Below are 15,481 nucleotides of genomic sequence, written 5' to 3' on the forward strand. Positions count from 1 at the left end.
GTGTCGGTCGGGCCGCTCAGATCGGCCGGTACGCCCCGGTGAGGTGCGCCCGGACGACGACGTTGTCCTGGTAGCTGTGGGTCCGCTCGTCGAACGCGCCCCCGCAGGTGATCATGTGGAGCTGACTGTCGGGCGTCGGGGCGTAGACGGCGTCGGTGGGGAAGGCGTCCTTGGCGAACCGGTCGACGCTCTCGACGGTGAACACGGCGGTGGTGTCGTCCGCCCGGTGGACCTCCACGGCGTCGCCCGGGCGCAGCTGACCGAGGTGGGCGAAGGCGCCCTGCTCGCCGCGGAAGTCCACGTGCGCGGCGAGCACGGCGGGACCGACCTCGCCCGGGCTCGCGCTGCGCTCGTACCAGCCGACCGTGGCCGCGTTGCTGGGCACGTCGAGCGAGTTGTCGTCGCGCAGGCCCAGGCTGGTGGTGTCGCCGGTGCTCAGCCCGATCGTCGGGGCGTCGATCCCCGTGATCGGCGCCGCCGGCAGCGGGGTCGGCAGGCTCACGCGCTCGGCCGGGGGCAGCGACGTGCTCCGCGGTCCCTCCGGTGCGTCGCCGCCGCCGGTGACGAACGCGATCACGACGCCCACGGCGAGCACCGCGAGCACGAGGGCGGTGATGCGGCCGGTCGCCCGGTCGAGGACGCCCTCGCGACGGGACGGGGTCTCGGGTGGCGCCTCGGGCGCGGCCACCTCAGACCGTCCGTCGCCGGGCGGCGACGACCTGGCCGCCGCGCACGACCCCGGCGCCCGCCCCGATGCCCGCGATCACCAGGAAGGCGACCTGACCGAACGTCACGCCGGAGCCGGAGCCGTCGCCCGTGGCGACGCCGCCGACGGGGTAGCCGTGGTAGTAGCGGGGACCGCCGACGCCCCACTCGCACGCCCGGCCGTCGTTGTCGCCGTCGAGGTTGTTCGGGTCCGACGGGTCGGCGATGAGCACCGCCTGGGCGTCCGCCCGGTCCGCGAAGTCCCAGCAGTTCAGCAGGTACACGGGACGCGCCGGGACCACGTAGTGGTAGTACGGGCTGCCCGGGCCGTAGCGCGCCGGCGGCACGGTCACCGTCTCGGTCTCCGTCGTGACGCTGGTGGACGGCGAGGTGGTCGGCGACGACGAGCTCGACGAGCCGCCCGTGCCGGGGAGCGGCAGCGAGGGGATCTCCGGCAGCGGCGAGGAGCCGTCGCCGCCGAGGAGCCCGGTGAGATCGTCGATCAGGCCGCCGATGACCGTCCCGAGGCTGCTGTCACCCGAGCCCGAGCCGCTCCCGCCGCCGTCCCCGTCCTCCGCGACGGCGATCCCGGCGGTGGAGATCATCCCCGCCGCGACCAGCCCGACCAGCGCGCTCGCCACGCGCCGACGCCCGTTCCCCATGTCCCGACCCGATCTGTTCGCCCGTGTGCTCCGATCGCCCTAACGGCGTGCGCCTCGGATGGGTACGGATGTCGGCCTTGCCGTCTTCGTCGGGCCGCCGCACCGTGATCACCTGCGATGACGTCGCGCCGTCACCTGAACGGGTGGTCTCCCGACGCGGCCCAAAGATCCGGTAACGACGGTGACTCTCCGTGCGAAGCGTGGGTCATACGGCTGAGAGCACTCGGCCGCAGGCACCCGATGAGGAGTACGGATGAGGGGTCGACGGAGCAGCCGCAGCGCCGCGGTGGTGCTGGCCGGCTGCGTGGGACTGGCGGTGATCGCCCCGGGTCTCGCGCTCGCGGCGCCGATCACGAGCGCGACGACCGAGGCCGAGTGCGACGCCGCCGGCGGGTCGTGGATCGGCGGGGCCTGTGAGGACACGAGCTCCACGACGACGACCACGTCGACCGCGGCCGACACCGACACCTCCAGCTCCGTCCCCTCGGGCGGCGTCGCGCCGGTCATCCCGGCGGAGGGCACCACCGACGTGGTCGACGGCGGCGGGTCGAGCCTCCCCGGTTCCGGGAGCGAGCGGTCGAGCGCCGCCCGCACCGGGCCGACCGCGACGGAGCCCACGACCGAGACCACCACGACGACCGCGCCGACGACCACGGGCGGTGACGACGCCACCGGCGCCGGCGCCCCGGTGGCCCGCGCGACGGTCGCCGACACCGGCCAGCAGCTCGCCCAGCAGCTCACGACCATCCAGCTGCCGGACGGCACCACGCTCCCGATCACCTTCGAGCCCGGGAAGGGCAACCTGCCCCTCGGCGGGAACCGCCTCACCGAGCTGCCGTCGAACCCGACCGCCCAGCAGCTGTGCCGGTTCTTCGCGAGCGGGCTGTCCGTGCCCGACGCGCAGGTCACGCAGGTGAGCCAGGCGCTCACCGGCCTGTGCGACCGGCTCGCGGTCAACGGCACCGCCGACCCCGGGCAGGTGCAGCAGGAGGTCGTCCGCTGCTACCACGAGTGCGTCACGTTCGACGTCCGGACGGTGTACTTCAGCTACTGGAACCACCGCTACGACGTCGACTGCGACGAGCTGAGCTACGACGAGGCCAACGCGATCCTCGACTGGGACCGCTCCGACCCCTTCCGCCTCGACGCGGACGGCGACGGTGTGGCGTGCGAGTGGAACGCGCACGACGACGACGAGGTCGCCTACGTCCACTACGACGGCTACCCCGAGGGTGGCGTCTCGACCGGTGACGGCAGCACGGAGACCGGCGCGTCGGACGTCGAGGTCGCCCTGGCGGCCGGCGCCCTCGCGGGCCTCGGCGTCACCAGCATGGTCGTGGTCCGCCGCTTCGCCCGGCAGGGCTGAGCGCCGTGACCACGACGACCGACCGCACCCCGGAACCGCGGGCCGACAGGACCGCGAAGGGCTCCGGCGTCGGGACCCGCGCGACGATCGGCATCCTCGTCGTCCTCGTGCTGCTCGCGGTGGTGGCCTACGTGCAGGGCACCTCCTCGCAGCGCACGGGCCCGGCGACCGTGCCGCTCCCCGCCCAGCGGACCGCGGTGGCCCTGCCGCTCGAGCCCGCGGAGACGGCGGCGCTGCGCATCCCGTCGATCGGGGTCGACACCCGCCAGCTCACCGAGCTGGGCCAGACCGAGGACCGTCGCCTCGAGGTCCCGGGCGACGCCACGACCGTCGGCCACTACCGCGGCGGCGCGGCACCCGGCCAGACCGGCCCGGCGATCTACGCGTCGCACGTCAACTACCACGGGGCGCAGGGCGGCTTCGCCCGTCTCGCCGACGTCGCGGCCGGCGACCAGGTGCTCGTCGAGCGCACCGACGGCGTCACGGTCGTCTACGCCGTGGACCGGGTCGACGAGGTGTCCAAGAACGCCTTCCCGACCGCGCAGGTCTACGGCCCGACCGGTGACCCGGCGCTGCGGCTGATCACCTGCGGCGGCGCGTTCGACGCCGACGTGCGCAGCTACGAGGACAACATCGTGGTGTTCGGCCACGCCGTGGAGGCCTACCGCGCGTAGGCGGAGCACGGCACGCGAACGACGGCCGGGTCCCTCTGCAGGAGGGGCCCGGCCGTCGGCGTGTCGGGCGAACGTGTCGCCGCGACCGTGTGGCCCTACGGACCCTGGCTGTCTGCGGTGGCCCACCGCCGGCGGTTCTCAGGTCCCGTACAGGAAGCGGTCAGCCGGGCCACACCGTGCGCGCGCAGCGTGGTGGTCATGACGTCGATCGCGCACGCCCGGACCGTGCCCCTGCTCGACGCGCCGCCGCGGCGGGCCGGGCGGGCCGGGACGGTCGCCGGGCTGGTCGCGGTCCTCCTCGGCGTCGGCACGGTGATCGTCTCCTACGTGGCGGGCGTGCTGGACGCGTCCGGCCGGGCCGTCGACGACGCCGTCCTGCGCGCCGCGCTCGGGCTCGGGCTGCGCCGCGAGGCCCTCGATCTCCTGGAGCTCGTCGGCATCCCGTCGGTCGCGCTCGCGGTCGTCGCGCTCGCCGGCCTGGCCCTCGCCCGCGGACGGGGCGACCGGGCGGTGGCCGTCGTCGCCCTGGTGCTCGGCGCCCAGCTGATCACGCAGGTGCTCAAGGCGGGCCTGGTGCGCCCCGACTCCACGGACGCCAACTCGCTGCCCAGCGGGCACGTCACGCTCGTCGCGTCGCTCGGCGTCGCCCTCGTGCTCGTCGTCCCGCGCGTGCTGCGGCCGCTGGCGGTCCTCGCCGGGCTCGCGGTCACGGGGATCGCGGGCGTGGCCACGATGGTCGCCGGGTGGCACCGTCCGAGCGACGTCGTCGCCGCTCTCGGCGTGGTCCTGGCGACCACCGGGGCGATCACCCTCGCGGGGGCGCTGCTCCGGGGGCGACCGCATCGACGATCTGCAGCACCGAGTCCCATCGCGTCGTGACCCGCACGAACCCGTGGCGCACGAGGGCGTCGGCCATCTCGCCGCGACGGAACAGCCGCGCCTGACCGCCGCGGGCGAGCCCCTCGGTGAGCAACCGGAACGGGCCGCGGCCGTGGGCCGGCACGGTGACGGCGAGGCGCCCGCCCGGGCGCAGCACCCGCCGGAGCTGGGTCAGGGCCGTCTCGAGGTCCGGCACGAGCTGCAGGCACAGCGAGCAGCACACGGCGTCGAGGGACGCGTCCCGCAGCGGCAGCGTCATCGCGTCGGCGCGCGCGAACACGGTGTTCGCGGCGGTGATCGCGCGGGCGGCGCGGGCGAGCATCGCGGGGGAGAGGTCCGCGCCGATCACCAGCCCGTCGGCGCCGACGCCGTCGGCGAGGTGCCCGGTCAGCGTCCCCGGCCCGCAGGCGAGGTCGAGCACCGTCTCCCCGCCGACGAGGTCCAGGCGTCGGGCGACGCCGTAGAAGTCGCGGAACACCCCGCCCCCGACGAGGTCCGGCACGTGCGCGCCGTACCGGTCGCCGGCGCCGACCACCCAGTCGTAGACCCCGGCGCCGCCCCCGGACTCCCACAGGTCCTGGATGCGTCCGCGGGAGCCGGGCCGGCCCTCGACGAGGTCGACGTACGGCGCGTCCCCGTCGGGCAGCGGGACGGTGAGCAGCGGCGCCAGACGCTCGCGGGCGGTCACGCGTCCCCGCCGGCGCGGACGGCGTCCCGCAACGCGTCGAACTCGGCGATGATCGCGTCGGCGAGGTCGGGCAGGTCCGGCAGGAGCTCCGCGCACCCGAGCAGGCCGAAGTCGAGCTGGTCGACGTAGCTCTGCACCGTGACGTTGAGCCCGACGCCGTCGGCCACCGCGGACACCGGAACGTAGTGCGTCATGGCCGCGCTGCCGAGGTAGAGCGGCTCCCGCGGCCCCGGGACGTTGGAGACGATGAGGTTGAACGGCGCCGGGCCGACCGTCGACCACCGTGTCACCGCGCGGCTGATCGCCGTGGTCATGAGCGGGGCGCCGAGCCCGACGACGTCCGGGGTGAGCTCGCCGGGGAGGGCGGCGAACACCTGCTTGGCCAGGGCGAGTGCCTCGTGCGCCGCGCTCAGCCGTGCGAGCGGGCCGTCGACGTCGGTGGGCAGGGCGGCGACGGTGCCCGAGACGCGGTTGGTCCACCGGTCCTCCTCGTCGCCGCTGCGCAGCGACACCGGGACCATCGCGGTCAGCGGGTCGTCGGGCAGCTCGCCGCGGTCGAGCAGCCAGCGCCGCAGCCCGCCGCCGCACAGCGCGACGACCACGTCGTTGATCGTCGCCCCGGCCTCCTTGCCGACCGCCTTGACCTCGGCCAGCGGCAGCGAGCGGTGCGCGAACCGCCGGTAGCGGCTGATCGGCCGGTTGAACGGCGTCGGCGGCGACGTCAGGGGCGGCAGCCGCGGCAGCCGCCCGTCCTCGTCGCGGGCGCGACCGGCGTTGAGCAGTGAGCCCAGCGGACCCCGCAGCGTGCCCCGCACCCGGTCGGCCAGGTCGATCACCGACGGGTTGCGCGTGGCCCGCGCCAGGCTCTGGCCGGCGCGGGCGGCGAGCAGCAGCCCGCGGGCGGGCCGGCGCACCCCGTTCGCCGCGGCCCGGGCCAGCACCTCGGTGGTCGACGGCGCCGCCTCGGAGCGCCAACGCCCCGCACCGTCGGGCCGTTCCGCGTCGGGCGTGTCCTCGAGCATGAGCTCGAGCAGCTCGGCGCCCGCGGCCCCGTCGACGGCGCTGTGGTGGATCATCGTGAGGATCGCGAAGCGGTCGTCCGAGAGCCCCTCGATCACGTGGGAGACCCACAGCGGGTGGTCGCGGTCCATCGGCGCCGCGATCAGCCGGCCGACCAGCTCGTCGAGGTCGTCGTCGGAGCCCGGCGGCGGCACCGCGCTGCGCCGCACGTGGAAGTCCAGGTCGAAGTCGGGATCGGCGATCCAGTAGGGGTGGTCGAGGCCGAACGGCACCTCGACCAGCCGGCGGCGCAGCGGCTCGAGCTGGTGCAGGCGGTCGGCCAGCTGGCGTCGCCACGCCGCGTGGGGCTCGAAGTCCGCCGACGGCCGCTCGAGGATCAGCAGCTGGCTGATGTGGGTGTACTGGTGGTCGTCCTCCGCGTCCAGGAACAGGGAGTCCAGACCCGACAGCTGCTTCACGGCGGTGACCTCCTCGTCGGCGGGCGCCCAGTCTGTGGCCGGACGGGTGCGGGGGCCAGCCGAGTCCGGTTCGTGCGAACGGGCCCGCTAGGTTCACCTCATCGATGGACTCAAGCCCGGATGACCGTGATGCGTAACCTGCGAGCGCGGGCGGCCGTTGAGCGTTCCGGAGGGGCGTTCACCCGATCGGTTGTTCATCCCTGACAGGCGAGCGGACGGAGAGCCAGGCATGGGCAGGCACCAGATGGCGGGCGCGTCCTCGGCGCGCACGCGGGTGGCCCTCGGCGCGCTCCCCCTGGTCGCCACCGTCGGTGCGATCGGGATCGGCTCCGTGGTCATGAGCCCCGTCAGCTCCGACGCGCCCCTCGAGCCGCCGGCCGGTGGGTCCGCAGGCGGCGGGTCCCTCCCGGCGCCCTCCGTGCCCGTCGGCCCGGGCCTCGCGCCCGCGCCGGTCCAGGTGCTCGACCTGGCCGCGACCGACGGCGCGGTGACGCCCGACCGCGGCGGTGCCGGCGGCACGATCGGCGGCACGCGGGCCGGTGTGAGCGGCGACGGCGCCACCACCGTCCGCCGCACCACGGGTGGATCCGGCGGCGCGGACACGACCGCGGCGCGCACCGCCTCGGGTCGTGGCACCGGTGCCGCCGGGGGCACCTCCGGTGGGGGCGGCACCGCGGGCGGCGGGGCGGGTGGCTCCGGCGGCGGCTCCGACCACGGCTCCGGGGGTTCGGGCGGCGGTTCCGGCAGCACGGGCGGCTCCGGCGGGTCGGGCGGGTCCGGCGGGTCCGGCGGCTCGGGCGGCTCGGGCGGTGGCCTGATCGGCGGCGTCGTCGGCGGCCTGGGCTCGACGGTCTCCGGCGCGACCTCGTTGCTCTCGTTCGGCGACTCGTCCTCGGACGCGTCGCTGCTGTCCTTCGGTTCCTGAGCGCGCTCCCGTCCCGCGACCACCTGCGGCGACGTTCACATCGACCGTTTATATAGTTAGGTGATACAACGGTCGGGTGACGACAACGATCGACGAGCGCCTGGCGACCGCGGCCGCGCTCGACACCTTCGCGGCGTGGGCGATCCGGTCCACCGCGAGTCGTGACCTCAGCCTGACCACGGCCTCGACCCTGGCCACGCTCGACCGCGACGGCCCGCAGCGGCTCTCCGATCTCGCGCTCCGGGAGGGCGTGACACAGCCGAGCATGACCGCGCTGGTCACGCGGCTCGAGCGCGACGGGTTCGCCGTCCGCGGCGACGACCCGAGCGATCGGCGGGCCGTGATCGTGTCGCTGACCGACGCCGGTCGCGAGGTCCTCGTCACCCGGCGCACGCGGCGGGCGTCCCGCCTGGCCGCGCTGCTCGACGCGCTGGACCCGGAGGAACGCGCCGCGATCGACGCGGCCGCCGGTGCCCTCGCCCGCCTGACCCGCAACCGCACGGACCCCGCTCGAGGAGAGTCGTGAGCACCCCGCACGCCGGATCGCAGACCGGCAGCACGTTCCGCCAGCCGAAGGCCGTCTGGGCGGTGGCGTTCGCCTGCGTCATCAGCTTCATGGGCATCGGTCTCGTCGACCCGATCCTGCCGGCACTGGCCACCCAGCTCTCGGCGACGCCCGCGCAGGTGTCGCTGCTGTTCACCAGCTACCTGCTCATCACCGCGGTGATGATGCTCGTGACCGGCTGGGTCTCCAGCCGCATCGGCGCCAAGGCCACGCTGATCACTGGTCTGACGATCATCGTGGTGTTCTCCGCGCTCGCCGGCGCCTCCGGCTCCATCGGGGAGATCGTCGGGTTCCGCGCCGGCTGGGGTCTCGGCAACGCGCTCTTCATCGCGACCTCGCTGGCGGTGATCGTCGCGTCGGCCAGCGGCGGCTTCGCCGGCGCGATCATCCTCTACGAGACCGCGCTCGGCGTCGGGATCGCGCTCGGGCCGCTGGTCGGCGGGCTGCTCGGCTCGGTGAGCTGGCGTGCCCCGTTCTTCGGCGTCGCCGTGCTCATGGCGGTCGCCCTGATCGCGACGCTCGTGCTGCTGGACAAGACACCGAAGCCGGCGAAGAAGATCAGCCTGCTCGACCCGATCAAGGCCCTGCGTCACCGCAGCCTCGCGACGATCGCGCTGACCGCCTTCGCCTACAACTGGGGCTTCTTCACCCTGCTCGCCTACTCGCCGTACTCGATGGGTGGGCTCGACGAGCTCCAGCTCGGTGGGGTCTTCACGGCCTGGGGCGTGCTCGTCGCGATCTTCGCGGTCTTCGTCGCGCCCTGGCTCGAGCGCCGCTTCGGCACGGTCCGGGTGCTCTACTGGGTCCTCGGCCTGCTGGCGGTCGACCTCGCCGTCATCGCGTACTGGAACGACACACCGGGCGTGGTCATCGGCGCCGTGATCGTCGCCGGCGCGATGATCGGCCTCAACAACACGCTGGTCACCCAGGCCGTCATGTCGGTCGCGCCGGTCGAGCGCCCCGTGGCGTCGGCGTCGTACAGCTTCGTGCGCTTCCTCGGCGGCGGCCTCGCCCCTTGGGTCGCCGGCCTCATCGCCGAGGCCTTCCTGCCGAACACGCCCTTCTGGGTCGGCGCCGTCGTCGTCGCCGTGGGCATCCTGATCCTGGCCACCGCGCACCGGCTGCTGCGCTCGGTCGAGACCGCCGAGGTCGCCGAGGACGCGGAGCCCGCCGACTCCTCCGCGGAGGTGGCCGTGCCCGACGAGGCGCGCCCGGTCCTCGTGGCCGTCGACGGGGCGCCGCACGCCCCGGCCGTCGCCGCGGCGGGCGGGCGGCTGGCGGCGCTGCTCGGTGCGCCGCTCGTCGTCGTCCACGTGCCCGAGAGCGCCGTCGTCGACGCGGCGGCCGCCGACGACACCGACCTGGGCCTGGACCGTTCGGTCGCGGCCGCCCGCGCGGCACTGGACCCGTCGGCGTCGGTGACCACCGAGACGCTCGCCGCGGTCGGCACCCACGGCGACGTCGGTGGCGAGCTCGTCGCCGTGGCCCGTCGCCGCGACGCCCGCGCGGTCGTGGTGGGGCGTCCGCAGGGTGGCGCCCTCGCGGGCCTGGCCTCGCCGAGCGCCGACCGTGTCCTCTGGACCGACGGGCCGTGCCCGATCGTCGTCGTCCCGGACGGCGTCGGTGATCGACGTCCCGATACGGACGCTGAGCGTCCGCAACGGCACGTCGCTGACACCCCCGGGCCGTCGGTGCGCGGGCGGGTCCGCGACGGGGACGGGCACCCGCGCCGGGCCGTCGTCACCCTCATCGACCCCGACGGCCAGCAGCTCGGGCGCACCGAGGCGGGGCCCGACGGCGCCTACCGGCTCGAGGTCACCGGGCGGCGCGCGGGCACGGCGCTCCTGCTGGCCCGCGGGCGGGACGACACCCACGGCCACGCCGAGCCGACCGTCGTCCCGGTGGCCCTGGACGGCGAGGTCGTGCACGACGTCGTGCTCGCGGGAGCCGCGGTACCGGCCGGTCGCTGACCCCCGCACACACGACAGGGCCCGGTCCACCGCGAACGGTGGACCGGGCCCTGGCGTCGGGAGGTCGACTCAGACCTGCACCGGCACGTTCGACAGGTCCGGCAGCCCGCCGACGACACCGTTGACGATGTCGCTGATGGCCTCGGCGTCCGGCACGGCCGGCGCGGGCAGCGTCGGCAGCTCGGTGCCGTTGAGCGTGTTGCCCTCGCCGTTGTGCTGCCCGGTCGTGTTGCAGCGCTCCTGGCCGATGTTGTTGGTCTCCGACGAGACGTTGCAGTCGTCGGAGCCGTGGTGGTGCGACTCGCTGGCGGAGGCGAAGGGCGCGGCGGCCACGAGGCCGGCGGTGACGCCGACGGTGACGATGCCCAGCTTCTTCAGCACGGGAACTCCTGGGGTGTCGGGGGATGGGGCGCAGTGCCGCCGTACGGATGAGGAGCGCGGCACCGACGTCTCGGGTGGTCCAACGACGTCGTGACGTCGTCGTGACCTGAGCCGGTCCGATCCACCCGAACGAGCGATCGACCAGCAGGAACACGTCGGCCCGGCCACCGATCGGATGGCCGGGCCGACGTGGGTGTCGCAGCGACGATCAGAGCGCGACCGTCTGGTCCCCGAGGTCGCCGGCGCCCGCGGGGGCCGTCGTCTCCGGGGCCGTGGCCTCGTCCTCGTCCGGGCTCAGCACGCTCAGCGAGAGGTGGTTACCGCTGATGTTGTCGTTGAGGATGTCGTTGCAGACGATGTTGCCGGTGTTGAGGCCGCCGACCGGGGCCTGCGCGAGGGCACCCGCGACGGCGTCGCCGCCGATGCCGCCGTTGGCGGTGGCGTCGCCGCCCTTCACGTTGCAGTCCGACCCACCGTGGCCGTGGCTGCCGTGACCGCCGTGGTGCCCGGGGTCCGGGGACTCGCCGGCCGAGGCGAACGGCGCAGCGACGAGCAGGCCCGCGGTGACGCCCACGGTGACCATGCCGACCTTCTTGAACACGTGTGTTCTCCCAGAGGGTGAGTCAGATGTTGCTGGAGTGAGGTTCGGGTCCGTTCGGGGCGGACCCACCGGGACGGACCGCCCGCGGGCGGTCCGTCCCGATCACGCCGTGGCCGGCCCGGAGGCCGGCCCGGACGTGAGGTCTCAGGAGGGCGTCTCGGCGGGGGCCGCCGGGAGCGTGATGGGCAGCTCGGGCAGGCCGCCGCCGAGGATGTCGGCGTCGACGACGTTGCCGCTGAGGTTGCCGTTGAGGATGTCGTTGCAGACGATGTTCGCCGCGTTGGCGCCGCCGACCGGGGCCTGCGCGAGCGCGTCGGCCACGAGCGCGTCGCCGTCGACGCCGCCGTTGGCGGTGGCGTCGCCGCCGGTCACGTTGCACGAGCCCGAGTCCTTGTGCCCGTGGCCGTGCTCGCCGCCGTGGTGGGACTCGGTGGCGGACGCGAACGGAGCGACAGCGACGAGGCCAGCGGCCACACCGACGGTCACGACACCCAGCTTCTTGATCACATGAACTCCTCGAAGAGCTTGTCGGGGGAGCGGGACGCATCGGCGGGGTCCGCCCGTCGCGGCGGGCAAGGACGCTGGCGATGTGTCCCCGAGGAGCCACCGCCCGGGCTTGATCGGCCCCGGGGGTGACGTCACGGGGTCCAACGAGGTGGTCACGGCGCGGTTACGCAGCGAAATCGCGAGCGGGATTTTGGTGACTCCGGGTACACGATCCGCGGCGTCGACAGCCCGCTGACCGCCACACCGCCGAGTGGTGCGGGCTCCCGGACGGCCCAGCCGATCACCAACGCGTGGAGGGACGTGCCCGTCACGCCCCCCGATCGGGCGTCACGATGTGGTCCACGCCGCTCCGGTGCGGCCCTCGCCGACCGTGACGGCGCGGTCGGCCGCCCGCTGGGCCGGACGTGGGGGACGATGCCGGGGCTCGGCGAGGGTTTCGGCGAGCGGGTCCGGCGACCGGAAGGCGGTGGGTGTGGGTCAGGCGCTGCGTGAGCTCGTCGACGACGTCCTCGATCTCGAGCGCATCGAGCGCGACATCTTCCGGGGCCGCAGCCCCCGGGAGTCGCTGCTGCGGGTGTTCGGTGGCCAGGTGGCGGGGCAGGCGATGGTGGCGGCGGGCCGCACCGTCGAGGAGGACCGCGGCGTCCACTCGTTGCACGGCTACTTCCTGCGCCCCGGGGATCCGTTCGCGCCGATCGTCTACGAGGTCGACCGCACCCGCGACGGCCGCTCGTTCACCACGCGACGGGTCACGGCCGTCCAGCACGGCGAGACGATCTTCACGATGTCGGCGTCGTTCCAGCGCCCGGAGGACGGCGTCGACCACCAGGCGCCGATGCCGGACACGCCGTCCCCCGACGGGCTCCAGCGCCGCGACATGGCCCCGGTGCCGGGCGACCGCCCCGCGTACACGACGACCGGGCGGCGCCTGACCTGGCCGCTGGACGTCCGCTATGTCGATCACTCGCCGTGGGACGAGACCGCCGAGCGCGACCCGTGCAACCGCGTCTGGGTCCGCGCCGACGGCGAGCTCCCCGACCCCGAGTCCGCCGGCGGGCGCCTGCTGCACGTCTGCGTGCTCACCTACGCCAGCGACCTCACCCTGCTCGAGGCGGCAGTCTTCCCGCACGTCGTCGGCGGCGCGGCCTCGGGTGAGGTGAGCCTCGCGAGCCTCGACCACGCCGTCTGGTTCCACCGCCCGTTCCGCGCCGACGAGTGGCTGCTCTACGTGCAGGAGTCGCCCAGCGCCGGCGGCGGCCGAGGACTGGCGAGCGGGCGGTTCTACACGCGCGACGGCGTCCTGGTGGCCTCCGTCGTCCAGGAGGGCCTCATCCGCCGGCGCCGTTCCTGAGGTGCGGAGCTGCTCGCCGACGCACGGGGTGGTGTCAGCCTCGCGTCCAGGCTGACGCTCGATGTCAGGAAAGCCACCACGATCTCCGGCGGATCGAGCGGGGTGATTTCCTGACGTCCAACGTCAGCGTGGACGCCACGCTGACACGCCCACCCCGGACCTCGCCGCGTGTCAGCCGACGGGGACCGCCGGTGGCAGGACGGCGGGTGCGACGGACGACGCGTCCGGGGGCGCTTGGTCCGCGGCGTCGGCCGCTCGTCCGAAGAACTCGAAGTCCTCGGGGGCGAAGCGCCGGGTCTCGAGCCAGTACCGCACGGTGTAGCCGGGCCAGATCGTGCGGTTCACGCCCTGCGCGTCGAGGTACCAGCTCGTGCACCCGCCGCGGGTCCAGATGCCCTTCGCGAGCCGTCGCTGCACGCCGGCGTTGGACCGCTGCTGCACCTCGGCGCGGACGTCGAGCCCGCCCATCCCGGTCTCGTGCACGGCGCGGACGGCCTGCGCGACGTAGCGGGTCTGGCACTCGATCATGAACACGACGGAGTTGTGGCCCAGGCCGGTGTTCGGGCCGAGCAGGAAGAACAGGTTCGGGAAGTCCGAGACGGTGATGCCGAGGTGGGTCGCCATGCCGCCGGCGGCCCAGACGTCCCGCAGCGTCCGGCCGCCGCGCCCCCGGATCTCGAGACCGTCGAACGCGTCGGTGACGTGGAAGCCGGTGCCGTAGATGATCACGTCGACGTCGCGCTCTGTGCCGTCGCCGTCGACAATCGACGAGCCCCGCACCTCGTGCACCCCGCCGGTGATCACCTCGACGTCGGGGCGGGCGAGCGCGGGGTAGTAGTCGTTCGAGACCAGCACGCGCTTGCAGCCGATCGAGTAGTCGGGGGTCAGCCTGGCGGCGAGGTCGGGGTCGTCGATCTGGCGCTCGATGTGCTTCGTCGCGAGCCACTCGACGGGCTTGAGCAGCGCCGGGTCGGCGTTGAAGCCCACCGCGCGCGACTCGAGCGCGGTGTACATCGCGGCCCGGTAGGCGCGGTGGACGCGCGGGTGGCGGGCGAAGAAGGCGCGCCGGCGCTCCGAGAGAGGCCGGTCGCCCTTGGGCAGCACCCAGGCCGGGGTGCGCTGGTAGAGCTGCACCTCGGCCGCGACCCCGGCGATCTGCGGGACGAACTGGATCGCGCTCGCCCCGGTGCCGATCACCGCGACCTTCTTGCCGCGCAGGTCCACGTCGTGGTTCCACTGCGCGGAGTGGAAGGCGGGGCCGGCGAAGGACTCCGCGCCGGGGAGGTCGGGCGTCTTCGGCAGGTGCAGGGCCCCGACGCCGGACACGAGGAAGCGCGCGGTCCACGTCCGCCCGCCGCGGGTGTGCACCGTCCAGGTGCGGCGCTGCTCGTCCCAGCTCGCCCCGGTCATCTCCTGGCCGAAGCGGACGTGACGGCGCAGGTCGTTCTCGTCGGCGACCCGCTCGAGGTAGGCGCGGATCTCGGGTTGGGGTGAGTAGGACCGCGACCAGTCGGGGTTGGGCACCGTCGAGAGCGAGTACATGTGCGACGGGATGTCGCACGCGCAGCCGGGATAGGTGTTGTCGCGCCACGTGCCGCCGAGGGTGTCGGCCTTCTCGAGCAGCACGACGTCGTGGATGCCCGCGCGGCGCAGCGCGAGGAGCTGGCCGAGCCCCGAGAACCCGGAGCCGACGACGAGGACCTCGTGCGTGGGCTCCTGGTCAGGCGCTGACACGGGTGACGTCCTCCTGGGTGATGACCTCGGGGGTCGTGATCAGTGGCGCGGCGAGCAGGCCCGCGACGTGGGCGGCGACCTCGTCGGCGCGCTCGAGATTGATCATGTGGCCGGCGCCCGGGAGCAGCACCAGCCGGGCGTCGGGCAGCGCCGCCGCGATCGCCCGGGCGTGGCGCTGCGGGCAGAGCCGGTCGCGGTCGCCCACGAGCACGACGGTCGGGGTGCCGGTCAGCGCCGCGAGCGCGGTGCGGCGGCGGTGCTCGGCGATCGAGGCGCGGAACGCCGCCACGCTCGGCGGGTGCGCGGCGAGCGCCTGCTCGGCGACCGACAGGACGTCGGCCCGCCGGGGCCGGTGCCCGAAGACGAGGGCGCGCACGGCGGGGGCGAGCAGCGTCGCCCGGGAGCGGGGGCGGGCCCCGCCGGCCCGGCCGACGTCACCGATCTCGCCGGCCGGCGCGCGGTGGCCCAGGCGCGCGGTGAGCGGTCCCAGCGCGTGCTCGACGCGGCCCACGGCCTCGCCGCGCCGGCCGGGCAGGGCGAGGTCGAGCCGCGCCATGTCGTCGCTCGCCGTGGCGACGAACGCGATCCCGACGACCCGCTCGGCCACCAGCCGCGGGTGGCGCTCGGCGAGCGCCATGAGCGTCATGCCCCCCATGGAGTGGCCGGCGAGCACCAGCGGGCCGTCCGGGACGCGCTCGGCGAGCAGCGCGGCGAGGTCGTCGGCGGCCGTCTCGATGGTCGCCGTGCCCCGGGGCGCGGCGTCCGACCCGCCGTGCCCGCGGTGGTCGTAGCGCACGACGCGCGAGGTCACGCCGGTGCGGCGCAGGTCGTCGACGACCCGGTCCCAGGTGCGCAGGTCCTGCGACCACCCGTGGACGAGCACGAGGGTCGGGCCGTCGGTGTCCCCGGTGTCCCCGGTGTCCGCGACGCGCAGCCGTGTGCCGTCCGGCGTCCTGAAGCGTTCGACGCGCTCCTCCACGCAGGCTCCCTCTGTC

At 74.7% G+C, this 15,481-nt stretch carries 16 protein-coding genes; 7 read left to right on the plus strand and 9 right to left on the minus strand.

The genetic code is table 11. The annotated features are described in order from the left end of the window. Positions 1 to 16: 16 nt before the first annotated feature. Both ACR9E3_RS05950 and ACR9E3_RS05955 read right to left on the minus strand, forming a co-directional pair. On the minus strand, positions 17 to 688 hold the full coding sequence (locus tag ACR9E3_RS05950; protein ID WP_460379146.1) for a class F sortase: 672 nt from the start codon (positions 686 to 688) through the stop codon (positions 17 to 19). A 1-nt stretch (position 689) separates the two neighbouring features. Then, positions 690 to 1,346, minus strand: coding sequence for a hypothetical protein (locus ACR9E3_RS05955; protein ID WP_460379147.1), 657 nt, complete (start codon positions 1,344 to 1,346; stop codon positions 690 to 692). 274 nt (positions 1,347 to 1,620) lie between these two features. On the opposite strand from ACR9E3_RS05955, the gene ACR9E3_RS05960 reads away from it, so the two are divergent. From ACR9E3_RS05960 to ACR9E3_RS05970, 3 genes are all read left to right on the plus strand, one after another. After that, positions 1,621 to 2,733, plus strand: coding sequence for an excalibur calcium-binding domain-containing protein (locus ACR9E3_RS05960; RefSeq protein WP_460379148.1), 1,113 nt, complete (start codon positions 1,621 to 1,623; stop codon positions 2,731 to 2,733). 5 nt (positions 2,734 to 2,738) lie between these two features. After that, positions 2,739 to 3,407 carry a sortase domain-containing protein gene (locus ACR9E3_RS05965; protein ID WP_460379149.1) on the plus strand — a complete coding sequence of 223 codons (669 nt, stop codon included), beginning with the start codon at positions 2,739 to 2,741 and terminating at the stop codon, positions 3,405 to 3,407. 198 nt (positions 3,408 to 3,605) lie between these two features. Then, the gene (locus ACR9E3_RS05970) at positions 3,606 to 4,286 is read left to right on the plus strand and encodes a phosphatase PAP2 family protein (protein WP_460379150.1); all 681 of its coding nucleotides are present in this window, start codon (positions 3,606 to 3,608) and stop codon (positions 4,284 to 4,286) included. Here the strand turns inward: ACR9E3_RS05970 and ACR9E3_RS05975 are convergent. Together ACR9E3_RS05975 and ACR9E3_RS05980 are read right to left on the minus strand one after the other, a co-directional pair. Further along, a complete protein-coding gene (locus tag ACR9E3_RS05975) occupies positions 4,213 to 4,974 on the minus strand; it encodes a class I SAM-dependent methyltransferase (RefSeq protein WP_460379152.1) in 762 nt (253 codons plus the stop codon). The two genes, ACR9E3_RS05970 and ACR9E3_RS05975, sit on opposite strands and share 74 nt — an antisense overlap. Continuing rightward, positions 4,971 to 6,452 (minus strand): WS/DGAT/MGAT family O-acyltransferase, encoded by a 1,482-nt coding sequence (locus tag ACR9E3_RS05980; protein WP_460379154.1) that lies wholly within the window; start codon positions 6,450 to 6,452, stop codon positions 4,971 to 4,973. The genes ACR9E3_RS05975 and ACR9E3_RS05980 overlap by 4 nt, the downstream gene beginning before the upstream one ends. A 229-nt stretch (positions 6,453 to 6,681) precedes the next feature. Between ACR9E3_RS05980 and ACR9E3_RS05985 the strand changes: the two genes are divergently transcribed. The 3 genes from ACR9E3_RS05985 (at position 6,682) to ACR9E3_RS05995 (ending at position 9,912) form a co-directional block, all read left to right on the plus strand. Continuing rightward, positions 6,682 to 7,377, plus strand: a complete 696-nt coding sequence (locus ACR9E3_RS05985) for a hypothetical protein (RefSeq protein ID WP_460379155.1) — start codon at positions 6,682 to 6,684, stop codon at positions 7,375 to 7,377. A 76-nt stretch (positions 7,378 to 7,453) separates the two neighbouring features. After that, entirely contained in the window at positions 7,454 to 7,903 is a 450-nt protein-coding gene (locus ACR9E3_RS05990) for a MarR family transcriptional regulator (protein WP_460379156.1), read from the plus strand. Further along, positions 7,900 to 9,912, plus strand: a complete 2,013-nt coding sequence (locus ACR9E3_RS05995; RefSeq protein WP_460379158.1) for an MFS transporter — start codon at positions 7,900 to 7,902, stop codon at positions 9,910 to 9,912. Before ACR9E3_RS05990 ends, ACR9E3_RS05995 begins: the two co-directional genes overlap by 4 nt. 69 nt (positions 9,913 to 9,981) lie before the next feature. Here ACR9E3_RS05995 and ACR9E3_RS06000 read toward each other — a convergent pair whose 3' ends face one another. From ACR9E3_RS06000 to ACR9E3_RS06010, 3 genes are all read right to left on the minus strand, one after another. After that, entirely contained in the window at positions 9,982 to 10,293 is a 312-nt protein-coding gene (locus ACR9E3_RS06000) for a hypothetical protein (RefSeq protein ID WP_460379159.1), read from the minus strand. Between the two features lie 208 nt (positions 10,294 to 10,501). Beyond that, positions 10,502 to 10,894 (minus strand): hypothetical protein, encoded by a 393-nt coding sequence (locus tag ACR9E3_RS06005; protein ID WP_460379160.1) that lies wholly within the window; start codon positions 10,892 to 10,894, stop codon positions 10,502 to 10,504. Between the two features lie 144 nt (positions 10,895 to 11,038). Continuing rightward, a complete protein-coding gene (locus ACR9E3_RS06010; protein ID WP_460379161.1) occupies positions 11,039 to 11,401 on the minus strand; it encodes a hypothetical protein in 363 nt (120 codons plus the stop codon). A 472-nt stretch (positions 11,402 to 11,873) separates the two neighbouring features. Between ACR9E3_RS06010 and ACR9E3_RS06015 the strand changes: the two genes are divergently transcribed. Then, complete coding sequence (locus ACR9E3_RS06015; RefSeq protein WP_460379163.1) at positions 11,874 to 12,752, plus strand: acyl-CoA thioesterase; 879 nt, start codon at positions 11,874 to 11,876, stop codon at positions 12,750 to 12,752. A gap of 171 nt (positions 12,753 to 12,923) precedes the next feature. Here ACR9E3_RS06015 and ACR9E3_RS06020 read toward each other — a convergent pair whose 3' ends face one another. Further along, positions 12,924 to 14,486 carry a flavin-containing monooxygenase gene (locus ACR9E3_RS06020; RefSeq protein WP_460379164.1) on the minus strand — a complete coding sequence of 521 codons (1,563 nt, stop codon included), beginning with the start codon at positions 14,484 to 14,486 and terminating at the stop codon, positions 12,924 to 12,926. After that, the gene (locus ACR9E3_RS06025) at positions 14,473 to 15,465 is read right to left on the minus strand and encodes an alpha/beta fold hydrolase (protein WP_460379165.1); all 993 of its coding nucleotides are present in this window, start codon (positions 15,463 to 15,465) and stop codon (positions 14,473 to 14,475) included. Before ACR9E3_RS06025 ends, ACR9E3_RS06020 begins: the two co-directional genes overlap by 14 nt. Positions 15,466 to 15,481: the final 16 nt, after the last annotated feature.

It is taken from the genome of Actinomycetospora sp. C-140 (genome assembly GCF_054796175.1).

What these genes read in the sequence shown, in the direction of transcription:
- ACR9E3_RS05960 (WP_460379148.1), top strand. Translation starts at nt 1,621, where the DNA reads ATGAGGGGTCGACGGAGCAGCCGCAGCGCCGCGGTGGTGCTGGCCGGC.
- ACR9E3_RS05970 (WP_460379150.1), top strand. Translation starts at nt 3,606, where the DNA reads ATGACGTCGATCGCGCACGCCCGGACCGTGCCCCTGCTCGACGCGCCG.
- ACR9E3_RS05985 (WP_460379155.1), top strand. Translation starts at nt 6,682, where the DNA reads ATGGGCAGGCACCAGATGGCGGGCGCGTCCTCGGCGCGCACGCGGGTG.